The following is a 23,137-nucleotide window of genomic DNA, read 5'->3' as shown; positions in this document are numbered from 1 at the left end:
TTTGTGGTTAGAGTATTCTAATAGTTGGTAAAAGTAAAGTTATCAGGTATGTATAGCCATGACATGAAGCCATGCCCGCTTTCGATGTTTCCCACACCGAAAGTCATTTTCTCTTTGTAGTTCTCGTTTAAGAGCATTAATGTCTGTCTTATAACTTTGAGTCCAGTGTTTGTGTTTGAAAATTGTGCATCTTTATTGCAATGGCCGTTGTCTATGACTTCTATCCTTACACCTTTGTCATGCCTCCTGATATTAATTTTGAGAGTCTTCTCAACATCGTCAGGTAGTTTTGACAGTCCGTGTTTGACAGCGTTCTCGACGAAAGTGAGCAGTGTCATTGACGGGAGCATAATATGCGTAGTATCCATGTCACGCTCTATGTTCTTGTTGTATTTGAAATCAGGGCCGAGTGAGCTGGACATGACCGTTACGTAATAGTCTATGAACTGCAACTCAGTATCTAATGATACAAACAGGGTGTCTGCAGTTTCTGTACTCATTCGTAGCAGTTTTACTAACGGAGTGAGGTCTATAGGCTTTCCTGCCATCTGGTCATTCATGGCTATGTTCAGAGAGTTGCCGATGAAGTGCGGTGTTATGCGTCCTCTGACAATCTCCATTCTCATAACCATCAGTTTCTTAAGGAGCTTTGTCTCCTTAATTTTGCGCTGCCTGCGTTTGAGCAGCAATACGAGTGTACTTACTATGATGAACATCAGCAGGAAGACTACTGACATAGCTGTTATAATGAAGTTCTGCTTATGACGCTCAATCTGCCTCTGTTGCTGAAGCAGCCGTCGGTCGTGCTCGTAATCTTTTACAAGTGTTGTGAACCTCATTCGCATATTGTTGTTGCGCAGTGAGTCGTCGAGTATTCTCAACGTCTCGCCTGCGGAATAGAGTCTGCGGCAGTCGCCTATTTCGGCATAGTGATTGATGAGAGCCTGCAGTCGTAGTCTCTTCAGTTCGGTCACTCCAGTAACATTGTCAAGGTCATCGGCAATGAGTCTTTCCGACAAATAATTTTCAGATGGTACGCCTCTACGTTTCTGGTCGAGTGTCATCCTCTGTGTCTTGAGATAATGTAGGGGTATGAGGTATTTCTGTTTCTGGAAATAAGCCTCAGTGACATGAATCATTGCCTCTGCTTTGTCATACATGCCGAGTTGTATGTATACATCAGACAGGTTGACTCTGACGAACATCTTGTTCCATTCGTCTTCGGGCTTGTCCGAGAGCATGGAGTCTGCTTTCTCAAGATAATACCTGCTCCTCTCAAATTGTTTGCGTTGGTAGTAATCGTGCCCACGGTTGTTGAGATAGATAAACCTGTCGTTGGAATTCATGTGGCTCCAGTACTGCCCCGACTTGTCCCACCATTTCTCGCTCATCTTGAAGTCGCCCATGGAGGTATAGGCAATGCTTATACCCATGTATATGGCTATGACGTTATTGTAGTTTTGCTTTTCCCTCTGCGCCTTTTTAGCTGCTTCAATGTAGTAGATGATGGCCTGGTCGTAGTGTCCTGTCTGCTTGTAGGTGTCAGCAAGATTGATTATGATGTTAACCATGCTGCTGTTTGGGATGGATTTTGTATTCTTTGCCAGCATGTATGCCTTGTTGAAATACTTATACGTAGAGTCGGTATTGCCAACGCATTTAATCCAGTACAGTCCCTCAATGCTGTAGTATTCAACCCTAATGACATCCTTTATTTCGTTATGACTGCTGTTGTTGCGCTTTAGGAAATTCTTAAGCAAAGTCCTAACATTATTGATTACCTCTGTGTCATTATTGATGAATGCCATCTTGCCTTTTAGGCATTGGCTGAGGTAGTAGATGTTGCTGTCTTGGTCGGCTGTCTTGTCCAACTGTCGTAAGGTTTTCTCTGCGAAAGCCAAATTCCTGTTGTTTAGAGAGTCTGTGCTTTGGTAATATAGGGAGATATTATTATCAGACTTGTCAGTGTCCAAGTCATTGCAGGCAGCCATAATTATGGCTGTCAGAATTATTATTAGGATTCGACAAGACAATATATTACCCTTTTCCATAGACTATTGCATATTTCCTTGCAAATATAACAAAAATAAATAAAAAAGGTTCTTTTTTATATTAATAATTAGTCCTAAATATTGTCGTTAAGAGTCAGTATACTATCCTTTTAACCATGCAGAATGCATTTCAGACTAAGGAAAATACCTTTTGGCTGAAAATGCACTCTGTTTGGATAGATGTGTATGGTTTCTTATTTTTTTCTTTCACTTTCCTTTATGAAGCCATGCCTGTAGGCGTAGAGAAGTTTTTTAAGGTCTGCTATTTGCTTGTTTAGCTCAACACCCTTGTCTGTATCAGCGACGAGCATACGATGGCTTGACATCTCAACTATCTGTGTAGTACTCTTGATGTCGGTACCCTGCATAATAGCTTTCTCAGTGCTTGTGAACGGCTCGTGTTGTACAAGCTGGAAACCTCGGCTGTGATATACTAGCGTATATCCTGCTATACCTGTTTCCTTGTGGTACGCCTGTGAGAAGCCGCCATCGATAACCATCAGTTTTCCATTAGCCTTTATTGGATTTTCGCCGCTTGCCACATGTACGGGCACATGTCCATTGATAATATGCCTGTTATTGCCATTCACGCCGAAGGCATCTAGTATATTGTCGCATATAGTCTCGTTGTCACGCAGTAGGAAATAGTTGCCCTTAGCCTCATGGTGGGTCTCCTTGTCTGCAATGAAGTAGCGTTCGAACGTAGCCATCTTTGACTTGTCGAAAAGGGGGCTGTCAGGACCGCACCACAGATAGAGGAAATAGTCGATGGCGTATTGTCTCTCATCATCCGGAGTGTCGTTTTGGAATGCTGCCCTAATCTGCATACCTATGTCTGTCATCAGTTCCAGTCCTGAGCATGAGTGGCCAGGCCGTATCTCGACACTCTTGAGAGTTCCGTCATCGTTGAGAGGTACAGAGGCGTGATATAGCAGGTTGTTGTTGCAGATGCCGTACATGCATCCGTGTCCAAGCAGGGCACGCAGATGCCGGTGCAGCTTCTCGCTGACCATGAAGAAATGGTGCAGGTGCTTCATCAGTGCCTCCTCCTCCTCGGTAAGCCTTGTCGGGTTGGCAGGGTCTATAGTGGGGAAGTTATTGCTCTTCAGATCATACTCCTTTCCGCCGATAGTGATGGTTCCTTTCTCGTAGTTGATGTTGCTGAGAAGGTCACGGTCCTCCATTCGCCATTCGGGATGCTTGTGATACATCTGAGCCTCTATCTTGAACTGCATTACGGCTATGGCCTTATGCATCTGAGCTGTTAGCCGCTGCGTCTTCGCATTGGTACTCTCTGCTCCTCCGTTAAGGTTTGGCTGGAATTCCTTGCACGGATCGTCTTTGTACATCTCCATTGCGAATGTGGCCAGTGGTATGAGGTTTATGCCATACCCCTCTTCCAGCGTCACGAGGTTGGAGTATCTTAGTGACAGGCGTATGACGTTGCAGATGCAGGCGTCATTGCCGGCGGCTGCACCCATCCAGAGAATGTCATGATTGCCCCATGTTATATCCCAGTGCCTGTACTGCTCCATAAGGTCCATGATGCGGTGTGCGCCGGGACCGCGGTCGAAGATGTCGCCGAGTAGGTGCAGCTGGTCTATGGCAAGGTGCTGTATCACCTCAGCCATGGCTATGATGAAGTCGTTGGCTCTGCCAGTAGATATAATGGTGTCGATGATGACGTTTACGTAGGCAGCCTTGTTAAGGTCGTCGGTACGCTCGTGGAGTAGTTCCTCGATGATGTATGCGAAGTCAGGAGGAAGGGTACTTCTTACCTTCGAGCGTGTGTACTTGCTTGATATGTCCCTGCATACGGCCACAAGTTTGTGAAGGGTTATGTGATACCAGTCGTCAAGGTCCTCCTCGTTCGCCCTTACCAGCTCCAGTTTCTGTTCTGGATAGTATATCAGAGTACATAGCTCCCGTTTCTCGCTCTCGCGCAGTGTTGTGCCGAAGAGGTCGTTGACCTTTCGCTTGATGTTTCCAGACGCGTTCTTTATGACATGCTGGAAAGCCTCGTATTCTCCATGTATGTCGGCAAGGAAGTGTTCCGTGCCCTTGGGGAGGTTGAGTATTGCCTGGAGGTTGATAATCTCCGTGCTGGCGTCTGCAATTGTCGGGAACGAGTGGGCGAGCAGTTGCAGGTATCTCAAGTCTTTTTCAATGTCTTTAGGAGTAGTCATTTTTCTGTATGTTTTTAAGTTTCATTATTCTCGTAGCTATCTTGTCAGCCTGTTTTCCGTACCTCGGAGTTACGGGCATGAAGCCCTCGCCAAGGCCTGCGATAGTGCTCATGGCTCCCTCAAGGTGTCTCATAAACGCCAGTGCTCCCGTTGCCGCGAGCATGGACCGTAGTCGGTCTTCATCAAAATTCCCTTGCATGAGAGACTCCAATAAGTTCATGGCGTGGCGTAATGGCAATGTTCCGTGTGTCAGCTCATATTTTATGTTCAGTACCATGGTGCATATCACACGTTCCCTCTGCTCGTCGTCTGAGGCGATGTCCTCCATTTTGCTTCTCAGCATGATGTTGTTGCTGATGACGTCATCGCAGGGAATATCTCCGTCATTATAGCCGTAGTCGTGCCCGAACCTCATGGAGGGGGTTAGTGTTACGAATGTCCTGGTAATCCCCATCACCTCTGCACCATTCCTGACAAAGTCGGCTACATGTTCGTCGGCAGCATACAGGCAGATGTTTCGCCAGTCCGTGTCATCGATGGCCTCAATATCGGCCTTTGCCTCTGAATACATCCGCGGCTTGCCTGCAATGTCACGGCAAACGGAGGCGTACAGTATGCTGCGTAGAGCTTTTACCGCCTTGGGACTTATGAGCATGTTGACATTCGAGTCTAACACTTTTTGGTATAGCTCCATAACGCTTGCCCCCATCTCCTCGGGCGACAGCTGGCTTGTCAGCGTAGGATTCTTTATGATGGCAGTCCTGCAGTTCCACTTGAGCTTTGTGAAGGTGCTATGCTCGTATCTGCCACATAGGTGCACGGCAGAGGCTTTGCGTGTCATCTTGCGCTGGTATGTGGACGTGAGCAGCTGGCGGCGCAGGCGTTGTCCCTGCATTATCCACGGCTCCAGTCCGCCAAGCGGAGAGAACACCGTTGGGATGTCCAGCTGTGTTGCCTTGGATATTATTCTCGAAGCCTCTGTCCTCCAGCATCCGAAGACATGTACGAGAGTGACGCCGTCAAGTAGTCCGGGTTTGTAGTGATGAGCAACAACCGTATCACCCCATTTGTTCAGATACGATGCCAGCATTGTCACCAGCTCTTTGTTGGTGGCAATGTCGTATGTGTCCTTGGGTATGAACAGTAGTATTCTCATGATGTCGTAACCTATAGCTTGTGAGTAGTGAAATCGAGCTTGTCTGCCAGAAGGTATTTTATTCTGTAACCGATGTTGTGCCATACGACAGCAAGCTGCAATGGCAAGGCCAATATTCCCGGTATGTGCTCGCCGAGCATTCGTGCTGCCCGTACCATCATTATGCCACGCACTATCCACATTATTAATATAGATGCCGCAGCAGCCGACGTAATCACCCATTGTTGCTGTATTGCCGACAATATCAATCCTGCTGCCGAGGCCAGAAAGCTGAGGTGCAGCATCGTCTGGTCAAGGTTGAACAGGAAGCGATGGGCAAAGCCGCGTGAAAGGTATTTACGTGTCTCGAGGTAGTATAAGTGCCGGTATTTCCAAGCCTTGCGGGTGGGAGCGTCCTCCCTCACCCATGCCTCGGGAGCTATTTCCGTAGCTGTGTTTCCTTTTTTCGCGAACTTGTTGACAATGAAGTCGTACTCACCCCTGACAAGGTTGAGATTGCCCCTGAAGCCCTCCTCGTTCAGGAAGATGCTCTTGCGGAACAGCAGGTTGGAGCCTGGATGCCCGTATGCGATGCCTTTCTGTGCCTCGCGCAGGGAGTAACATTCTGCATGAAGTCTCTCAAAACGGTAGTAGAGTGGGGCAGAGGGCACGTAGTTGCTGTAGCCCATCACCAAGTCATTGCCCTGATAGCAATGGCGGGCCATTGTGGCAAGCCACTTATCAGACTGTGGAGCGCACGTGGGCTCCGTCATCAGTATCCACTCGTTGGCCGCCGCTTTCACTCCCAGAGTCACGGAGAGCTTCTTGCGGCTCATGTATCTTGACGACTCCGGTATGAGCGTGTAGTAGAGGTGGCTGTTTGCCGAGAGCCTCTTGAGTACATCCTCGCTCTCGCTGTCCCCTCTCTCTGCCACTACTATAACCTGGTAGCCGGCAGGATAGTCCTGCTCCAGTATGAGCGGAAGGTTGCGCTTCAGCTCTGGAGCGTTGTCGTGAGCGGTGATTAAAACCGTTATAGGCGGCAACTGCTGCTGCTGACCGTCATCGCAGTTGTCTTCCTGCTCCTCCTTCCTGATCTTTCGGAAGAAGGGGTTAAGGAATGGTGTTACGATGGCCAACAGCAGCAGTATGCCGCTTGTAATGATAGTTGTCTGATCTATTGTCATAAATCTTCTGTGATATAACCTTTGGGGAGTTTACGGCAGTTGTACTGACTGGCCATAATCTCGCCGTAAGCGCCCGCAGAGCGAAGAGCTATGAGGTCACCGCGCCGTGTCTTGTTGATGTCTATAGCTTTGGCAAAGACATCACTCGACTCGCAGATTGGACCTACTACATCGTATGTCTCGCAGGGCAGGTCGCTGCTTATGTTCTCAATCTTGTGGTAAGCCTGGTAGAGTGCCGGACGTATGAGGTCGGTCATGCCGGCGTCAACGATGGCAAACTGCTTGGCCGTTCCCTGCTTTACATAGAGGGTGCGTGTGATGAGGCTTCCCATCTGTGCCACTACAGCCCTGCCCAGCTCGAAGTGCAGCTTCTGTCCGGGACGCAACTTCAGTTTTGTCGCGTATGTGCTGAAGTACGACTTGAAGTCGGGTATCGGCTCACGGTTTGGATGGTCGTAGCTGATGCCCAGTCCGCCTCCCACATTGATGTTCTCAACCTTGATATGGTGACGTTCCAGCTGGTCCTGCAGCTCATTAATCCTGTTGCATAAAGCCTCGAAGTCACCCATGTCAAGTATCTGACTGCCAATATGGAAGTGCAATCCAACGAAGCTTACGTTTTCCATCCTCTCAGCCTCTGCAATAGCCTCCTCCATCTGGTCCATGGCAATGCCGAACTTGTTCTCTGCCAGTCCTGTGGTAATGTTGGCGTGTGTATGCGCGCCCACGTTAGGGTTGATGCGGAAGGCCACCCTTGCCACCTTACCCTTGGCCTGTGCGAGCTCGTTGATAACCTCCAGCTCTGCTATGCTCTCTACATTGAAGCAGAAGATGTCGTGGTCGAGTCCGAGATTTATCTCCCAGTCGCTCTTGCCTACTCCGGCATATACTATCTTCGATGGTGCGAACCCTGCTTTTATGCATGCCTCAATCTCTCCACCGCTTACGCAGTCGGCACCAAGGCCGGCCTGGCAGATGATGTTCAGAACTCTCGGGTTGGCATTGGCCTTAACGGCATAATGCACGCAGAAGTTCTCATGCTTGCCGGCCTCGTCGTTGATGGTATTGAGCGTCTTGCGCAGCAACTCGCTGTCGTAGTAGTAGAATGGCGTCTCTATGCCACTGAACCGTTCTATGGGGAAATTACCTTTCATATATGCTAATCTGTAAGTGTATGTGTTGTTTCTGATAAGTTGCTTATTTGTTGAACAGTACGTCGCTAAGGTTCTGGAGAGCGCGCTTCTTGTCGCTTTCCTTTATGAGGAATGATATGTTGTAGTTGCTTCCTCCGTAGCTTATCATCCTCACGGGGATGTTCTTCATTGCGTCTGTGGCGAGAGTCTCGAACCCGAGGTTGCTCCAGTCAAGGTCGCCGACAACGCATACGATGCACATGTTCGTGTCTACCGTCACGGTGCCATATTTCTTCAGCTCGTTGACGATATCGTTCAGGTGGTCGTCCTTGTCGATGCTCATGCTTACACCCACCTCTGATGTGGCAATCATGTCGATAGGCGTCTGGTAGCTCTCGAAAATCTCGAATACCTTTCTGAGAAAACCTGTTGCGAGAAGCATGCGCGACGACTTTATCTTTATTGCCGTGATGTTGTCCTTGGCAGCGACAGCCTTTATCTTGCCTCTTACAATGACGTTGTCAATGATTGTTCCCTCGGCCTGTGGGTCCATGGTGTTCTTTAGTCTTACGGGAATGCCAGCGTACTTGGCAGGCTGAACACATGTCGGATGAAGTATCTTCGCACCGAAATATGCCAGCTCGGCGGCCTCCTCGAAGTTGAGCTGCCTAACGGCCTCAGTCTTGTCGACAATGCGTGGGTCGTTGTTGTGCATGCCGTCAATGTCGGTCCATATCTGTATCTCCTCTGCGGGCAGGGCGGCACCAATGAGAGAGGCGGTATAGTCGGAGCCGCCACGCTGCAGGTTGTCAATCTCTCCGTAGGCGTTGCGGCAGATGAAACCCTGGGTGATGTATATCTGGTAGCCCTCGTTGTCGTTCATTATGGCCTGCAGCTTCTCCTTGATATATTGGGGGTCTGGCTCTGCGTTCTTGTCTGTGCGCATGAAGTCGAGGGCATTGAGCAGAATGGCCTTCACGCCACATTCCTGAAGATAGTTCACAACCATGTTGGTGCTGATAATCTCGCCTTGTGCCACGATGCTCTTTTCCTCGAAGCTTGTGAAGAGATCCTTGGTGAACGAGCGCAGGAACTTGAACTCCGACTGCAGGAACTCGCATGTCTTCTGCTTGTATTCGTCGGTAGAGAACAGTTCCTCTACATGCTGCATGTATTTCTTCTCCAGGTTGTTGATAACCTCGTTAGCGCCCTCCGGGTTCTTCTTGTACAGATAGTCGCTGATTTCAACGAGGGAGTTGGTAGTACCGCTCATGGCGGAGAGCACAACGAAAGTCTGCTCACCCGATTCGGTGATGAGCTGTGAAACGTTTTTCATTCTCTCAGGAGTACCCACCGAGGTGCCTCCAAATTTCATTACCTTCATAATCGTTATTATTATTTTATTTGTTCCTTTATAGTCTTGCCTACAGCCCCGTGATGCCTATTCCTCTTCGAGGCACATGTGGCTATAGTCCTTTGTGATGTCTGTAATCTTTCCGTCCTGACATTTATATACGATGCCGGGATATTTGTCGATGAGTGGAATGTTGTGCGTGGTCATCACAATGGCCGTGCCCGTCGCCGTGATGTCCTTCAGCAGTTGCAGTATCGAGCTGGCTGTCTCTGGGTCGAGGTTGCCGGTAGGCTCGTCGGCAATGATTACCTTTGGTTGGTTGAGCAATGCGCGCGCTATTGATATGCGCTGCTGCTCACCTCCGGACAGCTCATGGGGCATGGAGTCAGCCTTGTCCTGCATGCCGACATCGGCAAGCACTTCGGATATGCGCGTCTTGATTTTCTCCTTGTCTTTCCATCCGGTAGCTTTCAGCACGAACAGCAGGTTCTGGTACACCGTACGGTCATGCAGCAGCTGGAAGTCCTGGAATATGATGCCCATTTCCTTCCTAAGCGACGGTATGTCCTTGCGTCTGAGCTTCAGCAGGTTGCGTCCAAGTATCTCAGCCTTGTCGGCCTCGTCCTGATACAGGTCCAACTCGCAGTAGGTGGTCTTGAGCAGCGAGCTTTTGCCCGAGCCTACTTTGCCGATGATATATATGAACTCGCCTTCGTCAACGTGAAAGTCGACGTTGCTGAGAACCATCGTGTCCTGCTGGTATATGTTTACGTTCTTGTACTCAATCAGCATTTCTTTTATTCTGTTATTATTGTGTTATTTGCCTTGTTCTCAGATTTTTATTATTTGGCTTCCTTGCTCTTCTCCATTCTCCGTTTCTTGTCCCATTCCGGGTCGTGTCTTTTCTGCAGTTCTCCTGCCACATCCTCTATGCGCAGTCCCTTCTCGGTGAGCATCACAATGAGGTGGTACAGCAGGTCGGAAGCCTCGTAGACCATCTTGTCATTGCTGCCGTTAGTAGCTTCGATGACAGTCTCAAGAGCCTCCTCGCCAACCTTTTGTGCTATTCTGTTAATTCCTTTCCGGAATAGGCTCGTAGTGTAGCTGCCCTCAGGCATCTCCTCATGCCGTTTCTCTATGAAGTCCTGCAGTTCCGTGAGGAACAGCAGTGGGTTTGCGCTATTGTCCTCGCCCCAGCAGGTGTCTGTTCCCGTGTGGCAAGTCGGTCCGTCAGGGATGGCTTTCACGAGCAGCGTGTCCTTGTCGCAGTCGTTCCTCACCTCTACGAGGTTCAGATAATTTCCTGATGTCTCGCCCTTTGTCCAAAGGCAGTTGCGGGAGCGGCTCCAGAAAGTCACCTTTCCCGTAGCGACAGTCTTGTCGTAAGCCTCACGGTTCATGAAGCCCAGCATAAGAACATTCTTTGTTCTTGCGTCCTGAACAATTGCCGGCACGAGGCCTCCCAGTTTGTCGAAGTCAATCTCCATTATCGTATATCTATATTTCGAATATGTCCTTTATCTGTCTTTTACTACATTCTGACGTTCACCCCATTGTCATTCAGATAGGCCTTTAGCTCCTGTATGCTAATCTCGCCGAAGTGGAAGACGCTTGCTGCAAGAGCGGCGTCAGCCTTTCCTTTGCGGAATGCGTCGAGGAAATGCTCCTTCGTTCCCGCTCCGCCACTTGCTATGACTGGAATGCTGAGCTGGTCGGCCAGCTTTGCCAGAGCCTCGTTGGCAAAACCCTGCTTCACACCGTCGTGGTCCATGCTGGTAAAGAGTATTTCTCCTGCGCCACGCTCCTGTACCTCGTGTGCCCAGTCGAAAAGTCCCAGTTCCACACGTTCTCTGCCTCCCTTTACATAACAATGCCATCCGTCGCTGTCCATCCGTGCGTCAATGGCGCATACGCAGACCTGCGAGCCGAATGTGCCCGCTATGTCATCGATGAGCTGAGGTGTTCTGATGGCAGCGGAGTTGATGCTCACCTTGTCAGCTCCAGCGTTGAGCAGCCTGTCTACGTCCGACAGCTGGTTGATGCCGCCACCAACGGTGAAGGGGATGTTTATCTCCTTGGCCACGCGTGTCACCATGTCCGTGAAGGTTTTGCGTTCCTCGAAGCTTGCTGTTATGTCGAGGAATACCAGCTCGTCGGCTCCGGCCTCGCTGTATACCTTGCCCAGCTCCACAGGGTCGCCAGCGCTGCGCAGGTTTACGAAGTTGGTGCCTTTCACGGTCTCGCCGTTCCTGACATCCAGGCATGGTATGATGCGTTTTGCTAATGTTCCCATAGTGTGTCGATGTTTATCTTGCCCTCGTAGTATGCCTTGCCGAATACCACGGCAGGAATGCCGCTGTCGGCCAGGGCCTTTATGTCCTCGTTGCTGCCAACGCCCCCGCTGGCTATCAGGTGCAGGGTGGGGTAGGCGTCCATTATCTGTCTGTAGAGACCGATTGCAGGACCTTGCAGGGTGCCGTCTTTCGATATGTCCGTACAGAGCACGTTCCTTACCCCCTTGTCGACATATTGCTTCAGGAATGGCAGCAGCTCCTCGGCAGAGTCTTCCTTCCATCCATTTATGGAAATCATTCCGTTGCGCACGTCTGCACCCAGTATGAGCCTGTCTGCTCCATAGGTGTCGAGCCATCCCATGAACAGTTCCGGGCATGTCACGGCCACGCTGCCTACGGTTACCATTGCCGCTCCGGCATCAAACGCCTTGGCTATGTCATCGCTTGTCTTGATGCCTCCTCCAAAATCTACCTTCAGATTTGTCGACGAGGTTATGGAGCGTAGGGCCGCATCGTTGACGATATGCCTTGACTTTGCTCCGTCAAGGTCTACGACATGCAGCCTGTCGAAGCCCAGGTCCTCAAAGCGGCGAGCCACGTCAGCGGGGCTGTTGTCATATATTGTCTTCTGCCCGTAGTCACCCTTGGTAAGCCTCACGCACTTGCCGTCTATGATGTCTATGGCCGGTATAAGCTCTATTTTATTTCTCATTATGGTTCTATCTCAAGAAAGTTTCTCAATATCCTCTCACCCACCTTGCCGCTCTTCTCCGGATGGAACTGTGTAGCGTAGAAGTTGTCTTTCCTTAAGGCGGCAGAGAACGGGTGTATGTAGTCTGCTGAGGCTATGGTCCATTGACATTCAGGCACATAGTAGCTGTGTATGAAGTAGACATACGGTTCGTTGCCAATTCCTGCGAATAGCCTGTCGGGAGTGTCGCCTATCGAAATCCTGTTCCATCCCATAGCAGGAACCTTGTCCTCGTGGCATGTAGGCTGAAACCTCCTCACAGTCATTGGGAACAGGCCTATGCAGTCTGTATCTCCCTCCTCGCTATGGCTGCACATCAGTTGCTGTCCTATACATATTCCCAGAACGGGCTGTCTGAGGTTGCGTATGATGTCGTCAAGGCGATGTTCCCTGATATACGACATGGTGGTGCGGGCCTCGCCCTGTCCGGGGAACAGCACCCTGTCTGACGATGCCAATGTCTCTGCGTCGTCCGTTATCAGCGGTTCTACTCCAAGTCTTCTCAAGGCATTGACAACGGAGTAGATGTTTCCGGCATTGTATTTTACAATAGATACTTTCACGTTTCGTCAGTCCTTCCTGCTGTTGTTGTCAGCTGAATATGATGGTCTTGTTGTTGTAAGTGAGGATTTTCCGCTCAATGTGCTTCGTGACAGCCCTTGACAGAACAATTTTCTCCAAGTCCTTGCCCTTGAGGACGAGGCTTTCGGGCGTGTCCTTGTGAGTAATGCGCGTAACGTCCTGCTCAATGATTGGTCCTGCGTCGAGGTCGGCCGTGACATAGTGGCTTGTAGCACCGATAATCTTCACTCCGCGTTCCCATGCCTGATGGTACGGCTTGGCGCCTATGAAGGCCGGGAGGAACGAGTGGTGTATGTTGATGATATGGTGCGGATAGGCGTTTATCATGTTGTCGGTGATAATCTGCATATACCTTGCCAGTACTATGAAGGTAACTTTCTCCTTCTGTAGCAGCTCCATCTCGGCCTTCTCCACCTCGTCCTTGTTGGAGTGGTCCTTGTTTATTGACCATACGTAGTATGGGATGCCAAACTGCTCGGCAACGTAGCGAAGGTCCTCGTGGTTGCTGACAATGCATGGTATGTCCACGTTCCACTCACCGGCCTTGTAACGTGCCAGCAGGTCGTACAGGCAATGGCTCATCTTGCTTACGAAGATGGCCATGCGTGGACGCTCGTCATTAAAGTAAAGGTTGAAGGTCATGCTGTACCTTTGCGAGTATAGCGTGTCGATATATTCTCTTATCTTTTCCCGTGGAATGATGAAATCCTCCAGTTCCCATTCCAGTCTCATAAAGAACATGCCGTCTTCACGGTCGACATATTGGTCGAGGTATACGATGTTACCCTTGTTGTCTGTTATAAACTTGGTCACCTCCGAGATTATTCCATGCTCATCGGGACAGTGAAGAAGCAGTATTGCTGTTGATTTCATGTTCGCAACGTTGTTAATAAACGTTGCAAAGATACAAAGATTAATTGAAAACAGGAAATTGTATTACGAAAAATTACGGCATGTAGCAGTATTATTTATAAAATGAAATGTTTTCTTGCCTTAGATGCCACAAATTGACATTATACAGACACTGGGCATTGGTGCAGGGTGCTGTTTCCTGTCAGCCTTTTACTCTGCCTCATCCTCGTCGGTAGTGCGCAGTATTACTGATGTTGCACCAATGGTGAAAAGGGTGCCGTTGCCAATAACCCTCCGTTCCTTATCACCAAGGATTTCGTTGTCTACAAACGTGCCGGTATAGCTCGGGCCGTCGCGTAGGATGTATTTCAAGTTGCCCTTCTTGTCACGGCTGATGTTTATGACACAATGGTTCATGTCAATGCTCGGGTCGTTGGTTTCTATGGGACAGTTGATGCCGGAGCCTTTCATGTAGCGTCCAATGACGTTGTCGCCCATCTGGAGTGGTATTACCTGCTTGTAGTGGAAGACATTCTCTATGACAACTATTGAGCCGCAGCCTTTCTCGTTGGCCATCTCGTCAGGGTTTTCCTCTTTCTGCCTGTTCCTTAGTTTTGTCACGCCAATTTTTATGCCGAATTCCTTTCCACACTCCGGGCATTTGAACACCAGTGACTGGCCAGACTCGTATTTGGTCTCATCGAACGTTATGAAGTTATCGCACTTCGGACATCTTACTCTTTTCATCCTGTGATAAGGGGTTATTTTAAGGGGTTATTAGGTTATTGGGGTAAAGGGTTATTAGGTTATTAGGTTAAACCATTAAACCGTTATACCATTAAACCATTAAACCGTTAAACCATTATTGAGTTACCTTCATTACCCATCCGTCGGCAAACTCACTCTTGCTTCTCAAATCCCTAAGAGCTTGCTGGGCCTCTTCCTGACTGCTGTAGTTTCCGTATACTACTTTCGAGCCGTTTGTCCTTGTCACGGCCCGTGCCTCCTCGTAGCCTTTGTTGCGGAGAGTCTGTGCGTATGCCTCAGCATTTTTCTTGCCTACTTTCGATGCCAGTACTATGACATAGCTTGTCTCTTCTGTCTTTATTACCTCTGCAGTCGGCTGGCTGGCCTCTTCAGTAGTTTCTTTTGTTGCTTTGGCTTCCTTGATGACCTTGCGCACATCAATGTTCTTGACTACATCCGTACCGGTGGTAACATCCTTTGGCATAATCCTGTCAAGCATGCCAGTGTCAATGGTGGTGCCAGCCGTTTGAGCCGTATGGTTGTCAAGAGGCTTGGGCAGCAGCAGGAAAGCGATGATGGCGATGCAGGCAGCAGCAAGGTTGCGGAGAAGGCTCAACCTGATGCTTATGGTCTTGTCCTCCGTGTCGTCTGCCATGCTGGCGGCCGCATCCTGTGCTGTCTCCTCCTGTTCCGCAGTGGCAGATATGGGCTTGAAGACAAAGCTGCCGAGACCGTACAGCCCGGGTGTGAGTATTCCTGCCTCGCAAGGCTCAAACTCGTAGTTCCCGTCATCGTTGATGGAGATGACACCTATGTTGTGGAGCTCGTACGAGCCATCATGGCTTATTCTTTCCCTTACCTCCCTAACCTCGTCGCTGATGCGCTTCACGGCCTCCGGATAGCTGATGTCGTATGCCTCGACATACGACTGTGCGAGCAGGGAGTCGTTCATTGTAAGCTTTGGATTAAACCCAAGCGTACGCAATGGCGGGATGAACGTATAGTCCCTCTCGTCAAAGCGCGCGTCAACATGATGTGCCATAAAGCCGCCAAAATCAGGGACTATGACGCAATCATTGTCAAGGAGCAGTATTTCTATGTGTCTCTCGAGCTCAATCATGTTGCAAAGATAGGATTTTTTTGCAAGATAAACAAATTATTTGCCAAATATATTTTCACGTCCTTGTGCCATATTTGTCCTCTCGTGCGTGCGCAAACATATATATATAATACTATAAAAATAGAAGATCTCTTCGTTGGCCAACGGAGGCGCTTTCATAAGGCATTGAACGTGTCTTTCCTGAAAAATGTCATCGTTTAAATTCTGTAAGTTGTTTGTCACCTTACGTATCATCGCCGACGGCTGCGGCGTAGGGTACAGTCATCAGCGATGATAATGATATTATGGTGAGTATTCGTATCATTTCAGGCTATCAAGTAGGCTCTTGAGCTGTTCGCCGCTGCTTGGTCTTGGAGCGTTGTACTTATAGAGCTTGCCCTCCTTGTCGTAGATGACGAAGAATGGTATGCCTCTGACGTTGAGGGCGTTTGCCAGCTTGCTACCAGTGTCAAGCCATTGGTTGCCGTGCATTTGCAGTTCGTTCATCTTCTTCAGCCATGGCTCAGCGGTCTTGTCGATGGATATGGACAGGAATGCTACGTTCTCGTTGGCCAGCTCAGCCTCAAGTTTCTGCAGGTGAGGAACCTCCTTGCAGCACGGTACGCACCATGATGCCCAAAGGTCTATGTATACGTATTTGCCTTTCAGCTCGCTTATGCTGTGCTGCTTGCCGTCCTTGTCCACGAAGGTCAGTCCCTCGGGGAATGGCGTGCCTGCTATGGTGGCGCGGTTGCTGACGAAAGTCTTGAGGTACTTGCCGTCCAGGGAGTATTGCTCAGTAAGGGCCGTCAGCTCAGCCAGTCCAGACTCGTAGTCACGCTGGTAGTTGAATTTGGTGATGAAATTCTGGAGCATGTTGTTGGCAACGGTGTTTCTGATTTCCTCACATTTATAGTTGTCAAACAGCGTTTCCATCTTCTGAGTTAGCGTTGCCTGACGTGGCATGGTAGAGCTTATGAGCTGGCTGGTGGTTGGGAATAGCGATGCCAATGGGGTGTCGAGGGTCTTGCTCGGTTCGCCAATAATGTCTTCGAGCCTCAGCGGAATGTCGAACGCTTTTGTCTTGGTGATGTTCGGCAGCGAGCTGAAAGCGTTGTACGCCGAGGTACAGGCCCACAGCCTGATATACTGGCTCACGGTGCTGCTGCATGCGTAGAGGGAAAGTATGGAGTCGGCAGCCGTCATATAGCCTCCGAGCATGTCGGCATAGCCCTGCCATCCAACGTTCTGGGCCGTCCATAGCGTCTGGTCGGCATCGAAGACCTTAGTAGCGTATGCAGACAGTGCCTTGTTGTCGTTGCCTTCTACGGCGATGGGGCCCTTGGCGGTAATCTCCAGTTTTATGCTGTTGTCATTCTCCCCCTTGGGTATATATATCGGCAGGAAGGTCTGAGTCTGGTTTCTTATGCATATCACCCGGTACAGCCCGTATGAGGATGTCTCGGTGTCTGCGCTGAACGCCGTACCCGTCTGCACCATCTTCTGGGCATCGTCCTGCGCCCCAGCGTTAAGAGGCTGGATGTACATCATAACCTCTCCATTGTCCTGTGGGGAGTCTGTCTTCAGCGTTATCTTCTTCTGTTGAGCCATGGCAGCCAATATTGTTGTTGCCATCAGCAATGTTGTAAACAGTCGTTTCCGTTTAGTCATTTCCTTGTAGTCCGTTTGTTTGTTCTATTATCAATACAATATTATTACATTCTGCGAAGATAGTGTTTTTTTTCCTTGCATCACACATTAATGTCATTTTCTTAGCTTTTTTTGTGAAACAAGGTGTGTAATGATGAAAATAATTTAAGACATTGAAGACGCATGAGCCAAAATACCTATTTTTGGGTATGTTGTCAAGGATGTTCGGACAGATGTTTTTCAGTATCTTTGCACCGCCTTCAAGGCTAACAGAAATAGCAAAAGAAAAATGAAAAGACTGATGACTTATCTCATGGCCATGCTCGTGAGTGCCAATGCGACAGTGATTGCCGAATCGACAGAACCCGTAAAGCATGGAAATAGGGTAACTGGACATGTAATTGACAAGACAACGGAGGAAAACCTTCCCCATGCCACCATCTTGATAGTTGAGACCAAGCAGGGAGCAGTCTCTGACAACGACGGATTGTTTGCTTTCGACAAGCTGCCAGCTGGCTCATATACGCTGCGTGTGCAGCTGCTTGGCTATGAGACACAGGAGAAGGTGGTGACTGTGAGCAATAATTTCACCACCGACCTGCATTTCGCCATGGAGGCTTCGGCATTCAGAACAGGTGAAGTCGTAGTGTCTGCTAACCGTAATGAGGTAAGCCGTTGTGACGCGCCCGTGGTGGTGAACGTCATCGGCAACAAGCTTTTCGAGACGGTGAACTCTACAGACCTGGCAAAGTCGCTGAGCTACCAGTCGGGACTCAGAGTGGAGAACAACTGCCAGAACTGCGGTTTCCCGCAGGTGCGCATAAATGGCCTTGAGGGCCCATACTCGCAGATACTCATAAACAGCCGTCCCGTAGTCAGTGCATTGTCGGGGGTGTACGGGCTGGAGCAGATACCCGTGAGCATGATCGACCGTGTGGAGGTGGTACGTGGTGGAGGCTCGGCCCTGTTCGGTGCCAACGCTGTCGGCGGCACCATAAATATCATTACCAAGGACCCTGTAAACAACTCATTACAGGTGTCCTCGACACTGTCGAATATCGGTAGCGACGCATGGGAGGAATATGTTGGAGCCAATGCCTCGATAGTGTCAAAGGATAATGTGTATGGGCTTGCCCTGTACCAGTCATACCGCAACCGTATGCCATACGACGACGATGGTGACGGCTTTTCGGAGATTGGCAAGCTCAATGCGCATACCTTCGGACTGCGTGGCTACTATCGTCCCACAGCGATGAGCCGTCTCGGAATAGAATACCATACAACCAACGAGTTCAGGCGCGGAGGAAACAAGTTTGACCAGGAGCCTTTCCTGACGGACATCACGGAGCAGACGAGGCACATCATAAACAGTGGCGGAGTGAACTACGACCTGTTCTGGCGTGAGTATGCCCATAAACTATCGGTATACTCGTCGGTACAGCATGTAGACCGTAACAGCTATTATGGAGCACAGCAAAACCCCGACGCATACGGCAAGACCAAGGACCTGACGTATGTTGGCGGAGCCACATATACCGGACAGCTGCGCAAGCTGCTTGTAGCACCAGCCACGCTGACCGCCGGTCTGGAATATCAGCTCAACACGCTCCACGACATAATGGTCGGCTACGGGCGTGACCTGAAGCAGGAGGTGAGAATAGCAAGCGCATTTGCACAGTCGGAATGGAAGATAGGACAATGTACCGTGCTGGCAGGTCTGAGACTGGACGACCATAACCTAATAGACAATCCTATTCTCAGTCCGCGTGTCAACTTCATGTGGAAACCCTCACAGTACATCCAGACGAGACTAACATGGTCGACGGGCTTCAGGGCTCCACAGGCCTACGACGAGGACTTGCACGTGACTGCCGTTGGCGGTGAGGGCGTACTCATCAAGCTGGCCGACGGGCTAAGCCCCGAACGCTCCAACAGCTTTAGCGGCTCTGCTGACTGGACTTTCCGGGCAGGCCATTTCCAATTCAATATTCTTGCCGAGGCTTTCTATACATCACTCGACGATGTGTTCTATCTTCACGACCTTGGTACGGACAGCCAGGGCAATTCCATACAGGAACGCCGCAACGGAAGTGGTGCGGAGGTGTATGGCGTCAACTTCGATGCCAAGGCGGCTCATGGCTCGACATTCTCCGTACAGGCCGGACTGACCATGCAGCGTAGCAGATACAAGCAACCGACGCAGTGGAGCGACAACCCTGAAGTGGCTGCTGTCAGCAACATGCCCCGAACACCTGATGTCTATGGCTATGTCACGCTTACAGCCCAACCGCTAAAGAGGCTCGACATATCGCTCTCGGGAATATACACCGGCAGGATGCATGTTCCCCACTTCGCGCCCTCAGATGTCATACCGGAGGAATATCCTTATAGCTATATAGACAAGGACGAGATGGTGCACACGCCGCAGTTCTTCGAGCTTGGAGCCAAGGTGGCATATACATTTGTGCTCAACGACCATGTGAAAGTACAGCTCAATGGTGGTGTGCAGAATATCTTTGATGCCTTCCAGAAAGACCTTGACAGGGGTACTTACCGTGATTCAGGGTATTTCTATGGACCTACACAGCCCCGAACTTTCTTTGTTGGAGCTAAGGTTTCAATATAAAAGGGTTCGAGAGGTTCGAGGGGTTTGAGGGGTTTGAGAGGTTTGAGGGGTTCGAGAGGTTTAGTTCAGCATCAGACACATGACGGGCTGTTGTGATCCGATAATGAAGGTGGACAATTGCTGGACGGTCATGACTTGGGCATCGGGACGTGGCTCGTGACTTGTGGTTACGTTGCCGTGTGCGATGGTGTAATAGCAGTTGTTGGCTGGTATGTGCCTGTCACCTGTCACGAGTACGGTCATCTCCATGCCTGTGTTTGCCGAGGCATATAGCTCCAGTGCCTTTCTTGCGTTTATTATCCTTATCATGCCTTGTACAGGCTCCTGTTGTGACAAGTAGTGGTCAGGGTCGAGGCCATAGTCTTTACAGGCAATGTCGAATTGGTCAGCATCGTTGAGCAGTATGCACTCGTGGGAACGCTGCCACCTGTCGTAGTTCTCAAACGAGGAAGTAGCGAAATCCTTTGGTGCAGGCAGGCATTTAATGTCCTTTGTGTATCCACACTTGCCATACCAGTCGTGCAGCCATGGCTCAGCCGGTATGAGTGTGGCGAATGTTGTCCCCAAGGTGTAAAGATGGAAATGAGCCTGGGCCATGAGGCTGTTGCCGATGTTCTGCCGTCTGTGCTCAGGGCTTGTGCATACTCCGCTAATGTATGCGGCTTTGGCCTCTTGTCCTTTGAGGAGAATGGAGTGGGGGATTGCCTGTAGCGCTGCTGCCACATGTCCGCCGATTTGGCAGGTGATGTTGATATTGTCGTGGTAGACGCGTGAGAAGTACAGGTCAACAAATTCCTTGCTGTCCTCGCAGAACACCGTTTCCCACAGTTGTCGGGTCTCTCCCTTTATGCGGGTGGTGTCCTCGAAGTCGGCAAGTGGCCGTTTCTCGGTTAGTGAGTTTTTTACCAGCAGAATGTCGGGCTTGTATGAGAGCTTTGCCTGGCGCAGGCCGTCATCGCCCATGTCCTCCTCGCGGTTGATGTAGAAATAGTCCTCTGGCAGGTGGCTGGCAAATTCCTGGTTTATGATGGCGTATGCTCCCTCATAGCTTGTGTCTGCCTTCTCCACGCACACGTCAAAGGTACAATGGTTGATGGGGGCACCAAAGGTGAATGCCACAAGGGTCTCGTCAACCCATATTGTTCCACCCATGAGCTGTAGGTTGTCCCAGTTGTCGAAAGCGCATGTCATAGCCCTTAGCTCCTCGGTGGCACCATCGAGAGAGCCTTGTGCCATGCGCCATTTCCTCTCCAACTCCACACAGTGTGGTATCAGGTCGGGTGTCAGAGGCCGGTATACATATTGTGGATATAGGCTCTTGAACTTGTTTATGTGGTTACGCTTGCCCTGCAATTTCTTTCCTGACAACCTCACAAGCTTCTCACGTGTGTATATGTAGTCTGCGTAGTCTCTTTCGGGCTTGGCATTGAACATGTCTGGCATGTGGCTGTCAATGATATCACACATATAGTTGCTCACACCAAGGATGAGCAGAGGATGCCCCATGGCTATGGAGTCTTCCCGGATAGCCTTTATGACGTTGATGTCGCATTCCTCGCAAGGCTCAACCCTCAGCACTCCCTCGCCGTTGGGCTTCGGCCTTGCTATCGGCATCATGTATGCAAGATGATGTCCGGCATAGAAGCGGAATACCAGATAGTCATCGACGATGGCATACTGGGTATTGTACAGGAAACGCCAGATGATGATGTTTGCGAATGAGAGGTCGCAGTTCTGGCCACTGCCCCACATGGTGAAACTCTCGATGGTTTCTTTGTCATGTATGGTTACGTCTTTGAATCTTATCATCTTGTTGTATGTGTTGTCAGGAATGGAGAGTTGGTATATAATTCTATAATTACGGCTCCATCATGGGATGAAGCCGTAGTTGCAGCCTGGCGGTTGCCAGCCTGTAGTCTCGTATTTTTATGTTGCTTAAATACAAGCAAGTCGTTAGCCGCCTGACAGTCTAATGGATGACGGGGACTTTAATAATCGTCGTCAGCAACGTCCTCTGCCTCAAGGTTGAGGTCATCGGGATTGGTTTCGAATGTTGTACGGTAGCTTTCCTCGGTGAGCTTGTCGTCATCGAAGCTATCGTCATCATCGTCCTCCTCCTCGTCCTCATAGTCATTCTCCGGCAAGTCCTCGTCGTCATCGTAGTCTTTGTCGTCAAGGTCGTCCTGTCCGAATTTCATTCTTGGCTTCTCAGTCTCTGGTTTCTCTTTTGCAAAGATAGCCTCTACCCATGTGCCCTTGGCTATTTCCAGAACCTCGAAACCATCGTTGACCTTCTTCTCGTAGAGACCACCTGGCTTGTGAAGCCTGTCCTGTGGTAGAGTGGTTGTACTGATGTCGAAGCCTGTCAGGATGATGTCCTGTATGCTCTGAGACAAAGAGTCCCATCCGCCACCGAAGTTGCGCTCTATCACCTCCATGAGCTTGGCGGCAGAGATATGGCGGATGTTCTCATAGGTGAGGTCGGTGACTCTGAGGATAGGCTTTTTCTTTATGGCGAACTTTATCTTTGCCGATTCGTCAATTTTCAGAGTACCTATCTTGAAATCTCTTGCCTCATATTTCTTGATAACCTCAGGCTTGTCCACTTTTACCTCCTCCATCTCGAAGGCGCTTTTGATGATGTCCGTATAATGACGGACATTATCCTTCAGGTCGGCCTCTTTCTCGGCTGCCTCCCAAAGTCTGAAGATGTCGTTTTCCTGTATGTCCCAAACGTTGCTTTTGTTTAAAGTCTTAAGAGTCAAAGCTTTTTTATCTCTCATATAGTCTTTTGTTTTTTTATGTTTTCTCTTTGCCTGCAAAAGTAAGTAATAATTTGTAAAGTGCAAACTTTTATAGCTAAAAAATGGAATGGACAACAAAAAAAGGTTTGAGAGGCTCAAAACCCTTCAAACCTCTCAAACCCTTCGAACCCCTTAAACCTCTCACTATCTTCTTACCCTAAATACTTCATCAGTATCTTTACGTTGCCGCTCTCGCGTAGCTTTGCTATGCTTTTCTCTCTTATTTGTCTTACTCGCTCGCGTGTAAGTCCGAGCTGGTCGCCAATTTCCTCCAGTCCTTTCTCGTGGCAACCTATGCCGAAACATTCGCGTATGATGATAATCTCTCTCTCCTTCAGTACGTCCTTAAGCACGTTGTTCAGCTCCAGGGCCATGCTCTCATGGTCTACCGAGCGGTCGGTGCGGCTGTCATCGCTACTGGGCATGACGTCGAGCATACAGTTTTCCTCACCATCCTGGAATGGTGCGTCTATGCTCACATGGTGGCCATCGGCCATCATGCTCTGCCCAATTTTCTCCTGGTCGATATTTGTTGCCTCTGCCAGTTCTGCTATAGACGGTCTTCTCTGGTGTTCCTGCTCGAACCGGCTAATCTCGTGGTTTATCTTGTTGAGTGAGCCTACCTGATTGAGTGGCAGTCTGACGATGCGGCTCTGCTCGGCGATGGCCTGAAGTTTTTTTTTTTT

Annotated in this window: 19 protein-coding genes; 1 reads left to right on the top strand and 18 read right to left on the bottom strand. The window is 49.6% G+C overall.

Annotation, left to right across the window (positions count from 1 at the left end; translation table 11 throughout):
* Positions 1-17: 17 nt before the first annotated feature.
* The 15 genes from CIL02_RS15685 to CIL02_RS15615 form a co-directional block, all read right to left on the bottom strand.
* Positions 18-1,991: a histidine kinase gene (locus CIL02_RS15685; protein ID WP_170935133.1), complete on the bottom strand. Its 1,974-nt coding sequence runs from the start codon at positions 1,989-1,991 to the stop codon at positions 18-20.
* 254 nt (positions 1,992-2,245) lie between these two features.
* Positions 2,246-4,237, bottom strand: a complete 1,992-nt coding sequence (locus CIL02_RS15680; protein ID WP_094403168.1) for a fructose-1,6-bisphosphatase — start codon at positions 4,235-4,237, stop codon at positions 2,246-2,248.
* The gene (locus CIL02_RS15675) at positions 4,224-5,393 is read right to left on the bottom strand and encodes a hypothetical protein (RefSeq protein WP_094403166.1); all 1,170 of its coding nucleotides are present in this window, start codon (positions 5,391-5,393) and stop codon (positions 4,224-4,226) included. Before CIL02_RS15675 ends, CIL02_RS15680 begins: the two co-directional genes overlap by 14 nt.
* A gap of 11 nt (positions 5,394-5,404) precedes the next feature.
* On the bottom strand, positions 5,405-6,559 hold the full coding sequence (locus CIL02_RS15670) for a glycosyltransferase (protein WP_094403164.1): 1,155 nt from the start codon (positions 6,557-6,559) through the stop codon (positions 5,405-5,407).
* On the bottom strand, positions 6,556-7,713 hold the full coding sequence (gene lysA, locus CIL02_RS15665; protein ID WP_094403163.1) for a diaminopimelate decarboxylase: 1,158 nt from the start codon (positions 7,711-7,713) through the stop codon (positions 6,556-6,558). The genes CIL02_RS15670 and lysA overlap by 4 nt, the downstream gene beginning before the upstream one ends.
* A gap of 43 nt (positions 7,714-7,756) precedes the next feature.
* Positions 7,757-9,076, bottom strand: coding sequence for an aspartate kinase (locus CIL02_RS15660; protein WP_094403161.1), 1,320 nt, complete (start codon positions 9,074-9,076; stop codon positions 7,757-7,759).
* Between the two features lie 57 nt (positions 9,077-9,133).
* The gene (locus CIL02_RS15655; RefSeq protein WP_094403159.1) at positions 9,134-9,838 is read right to left on the bottom strand and encodes a cell division ATP-binding protein FtsE; all 705 of its coding nucleotides are present in this window, start codon (positions 9,836-9,838) and stop codon (positions 9,134-9,136) included.
* Between the two features lie 50 nt (positions 9,839-9,888).
* The gene (gene hisIE, locus CIL02_RS15650; protein WP_094403157.1) at positions 9,889-10,533 is read right to left on the bottom strand and encodes a bifunctional phosphoribosyl-AMP cyclohydrolase/phosphoribosyl-ATP diphosphatase HisIE; all 645 of its coding nucleotides are present in this window, start codon (positions 10,531-10,533) and stop codon (positions 9,889-9,891) included.
* A gap of 44 nt (positions 10,534-10,577) precedes the next feature.
* Positions 10,578-11,339 carry an imidazole glycerol phosphate synthase subunit HisF gene (gene hisF / locus CIL02_RS15645; RefSeq protein ID WP_094403156.1) on the bottom strand — a complete coding sequence of 254 codons (762 nt, stop codon included), beginning with the start codon at positions 11,337-11,339 and terminating at the stop codon, positions 10,578-10,580.
* Positions 11,327-12,052, bottom strand: coding sequence for a 1-(5-phosphoribosyl)-5-[(5-phosphoribosylamino)methylideneamino]imidazole-4-carboxamide isomerase (gene hisA, locus CIL02_RS15640; RefSeq protein ID WP_094403154.1), 726 nt, complete (start codon positions 12,050-12,052; stop codon positions 11,327-11,329). The genes hisF and hisA overlap by 13 nt, the downstream gene beginning before the upstream one ends.
* On the bottom strand, positions 12,052-12,654 hold the full coding sequence (gene hisH / locus CIL02_RS15635; protein WP_094403153.1) for an imidazole glycerol phosphate synthase subunit HisH: 603 nt from the start codon (positions 12,652-12,654) through the stop codon (positions 12,052-12,054). Before hisH ends, hisA begins: the two co-directional genes overlap by 1 nt.
* A gap of 28 nt (positions 12,655-12,682) precedes the next feature.
* On the bottom strand, positions 12,683-13,546 hold the full coding sequence (purU, locus tag CIL02_RS15630; protein ID WP_094403151.1) for a formyltetrahydrofolate deformylase: 864 nt from the start codon (positions 13,544-13,546) through the stop codon (positions 12,683-12,685).
* 189 nt (positions 13,547-13,735) lie between these two features.
* Positions 13,736-14,272, bottom strand: coding sequence for an FHA domain-containing protein (locus tag CIL02_RS15625; RefSeq protein ID WP_094403150.1), 537 nt, complete (start codon positions 14,270-14,272; stop codon positions 13,736-13,738).
* Between the two features lie 115 nt (positions 14,273-14,387).
* The gene (locus CIL02_RS15620; RefSeq protein ID WP_094403149.1) at positions 14,388-15,392 is read right to left on the bottom strand and encodes an SPOR domain-containing protein; all 1,005 of its coding nucleotides are present in this window, start codon (positions 15,390-15,392) and stop codon (positions 14,388-14,390) included.
* A gap of 300 nt (positions 15,393-15,692) precedes the next feature.
* Positions 15,693-17,042 carry a TlpA disulfide reductase family protein gene (locus CIL02_RS15615; protein ID WP_094403147.1) on the bottom strand — a complete coding sequence of 450 codons (1,350 nt, stop codon included), beginning with the start codon at positions 17,040-17,042 and terminating at the stop codon, positions 15,693-15,695.
* A 268-nt stretch (positions 17,043-17,310) separates the two neighbouring features.
* On the opposite strand from CIL02_RS15615, the gene CIL02_RS15610 reads away from it, so the two are divergent.
* The gene (locus CIL02_RS15610) at positions 17,311-19,647 is read left to right on the top strand and encodes a TonB-dependent receptor (protein WP_094403145.1); all 2,337 of its coding nucleotides are present in this window, start codon (positions 17,311-17,313) and stop codon (positions 19,645-19,647) included.
* Positions 19,648-19,707: 60 nt separating this feature from the next.
* On the opposite strand, the gene CIL02_RS15605 is transcribed toward CIL02_RS15610, so the two are convergent.
* The 3 genes from CIL02_RS15605 to CIL02_RS15595 form a co-directional block, all read right to left on the bottom strand.
* A complete protein-coding gene (locus CIL02_RS15605) occupies positions 19,708-21,456 on the bottom strand; it encodes a GNAT family N-acetyltransferase (protein ID WP_094403143.1) in 1,749 nt (582 codons plus the stop codon).
* Between the two features lie 179 nt (positions 21,457-21,635).
* Entirely contained in the window at positions 21,636-22,430 is a 795-nt protein-coding gene (locus CIL02_RS15600; protein WP_094403142.1) for a hypothetical protein, read from the bottom strand.
* 173 nt (positions 22,431-22,603) lie between these two features.
* Positions 22,604-23,137 (bottom strand): sigma-70 domain-containing protein (locus CIL02_RS15595; protein ID WP_305775617.1); only part of this gene is annotated, 534 nt, incomplete at its 5' end.

This window comes from Prevotella sp. P3-122 (assembly GCF_002251365.1).
In the GTDB taxonomy this organism is placed as follows: domain Bacteria; phylum Bacteroidota; class Bacteroidia; order Bacteroidales; family Bacteroidaceae; genus Prevotella.
This window is presented reverse-complemented; position numbering and strand designations above follow the sequence as displayed.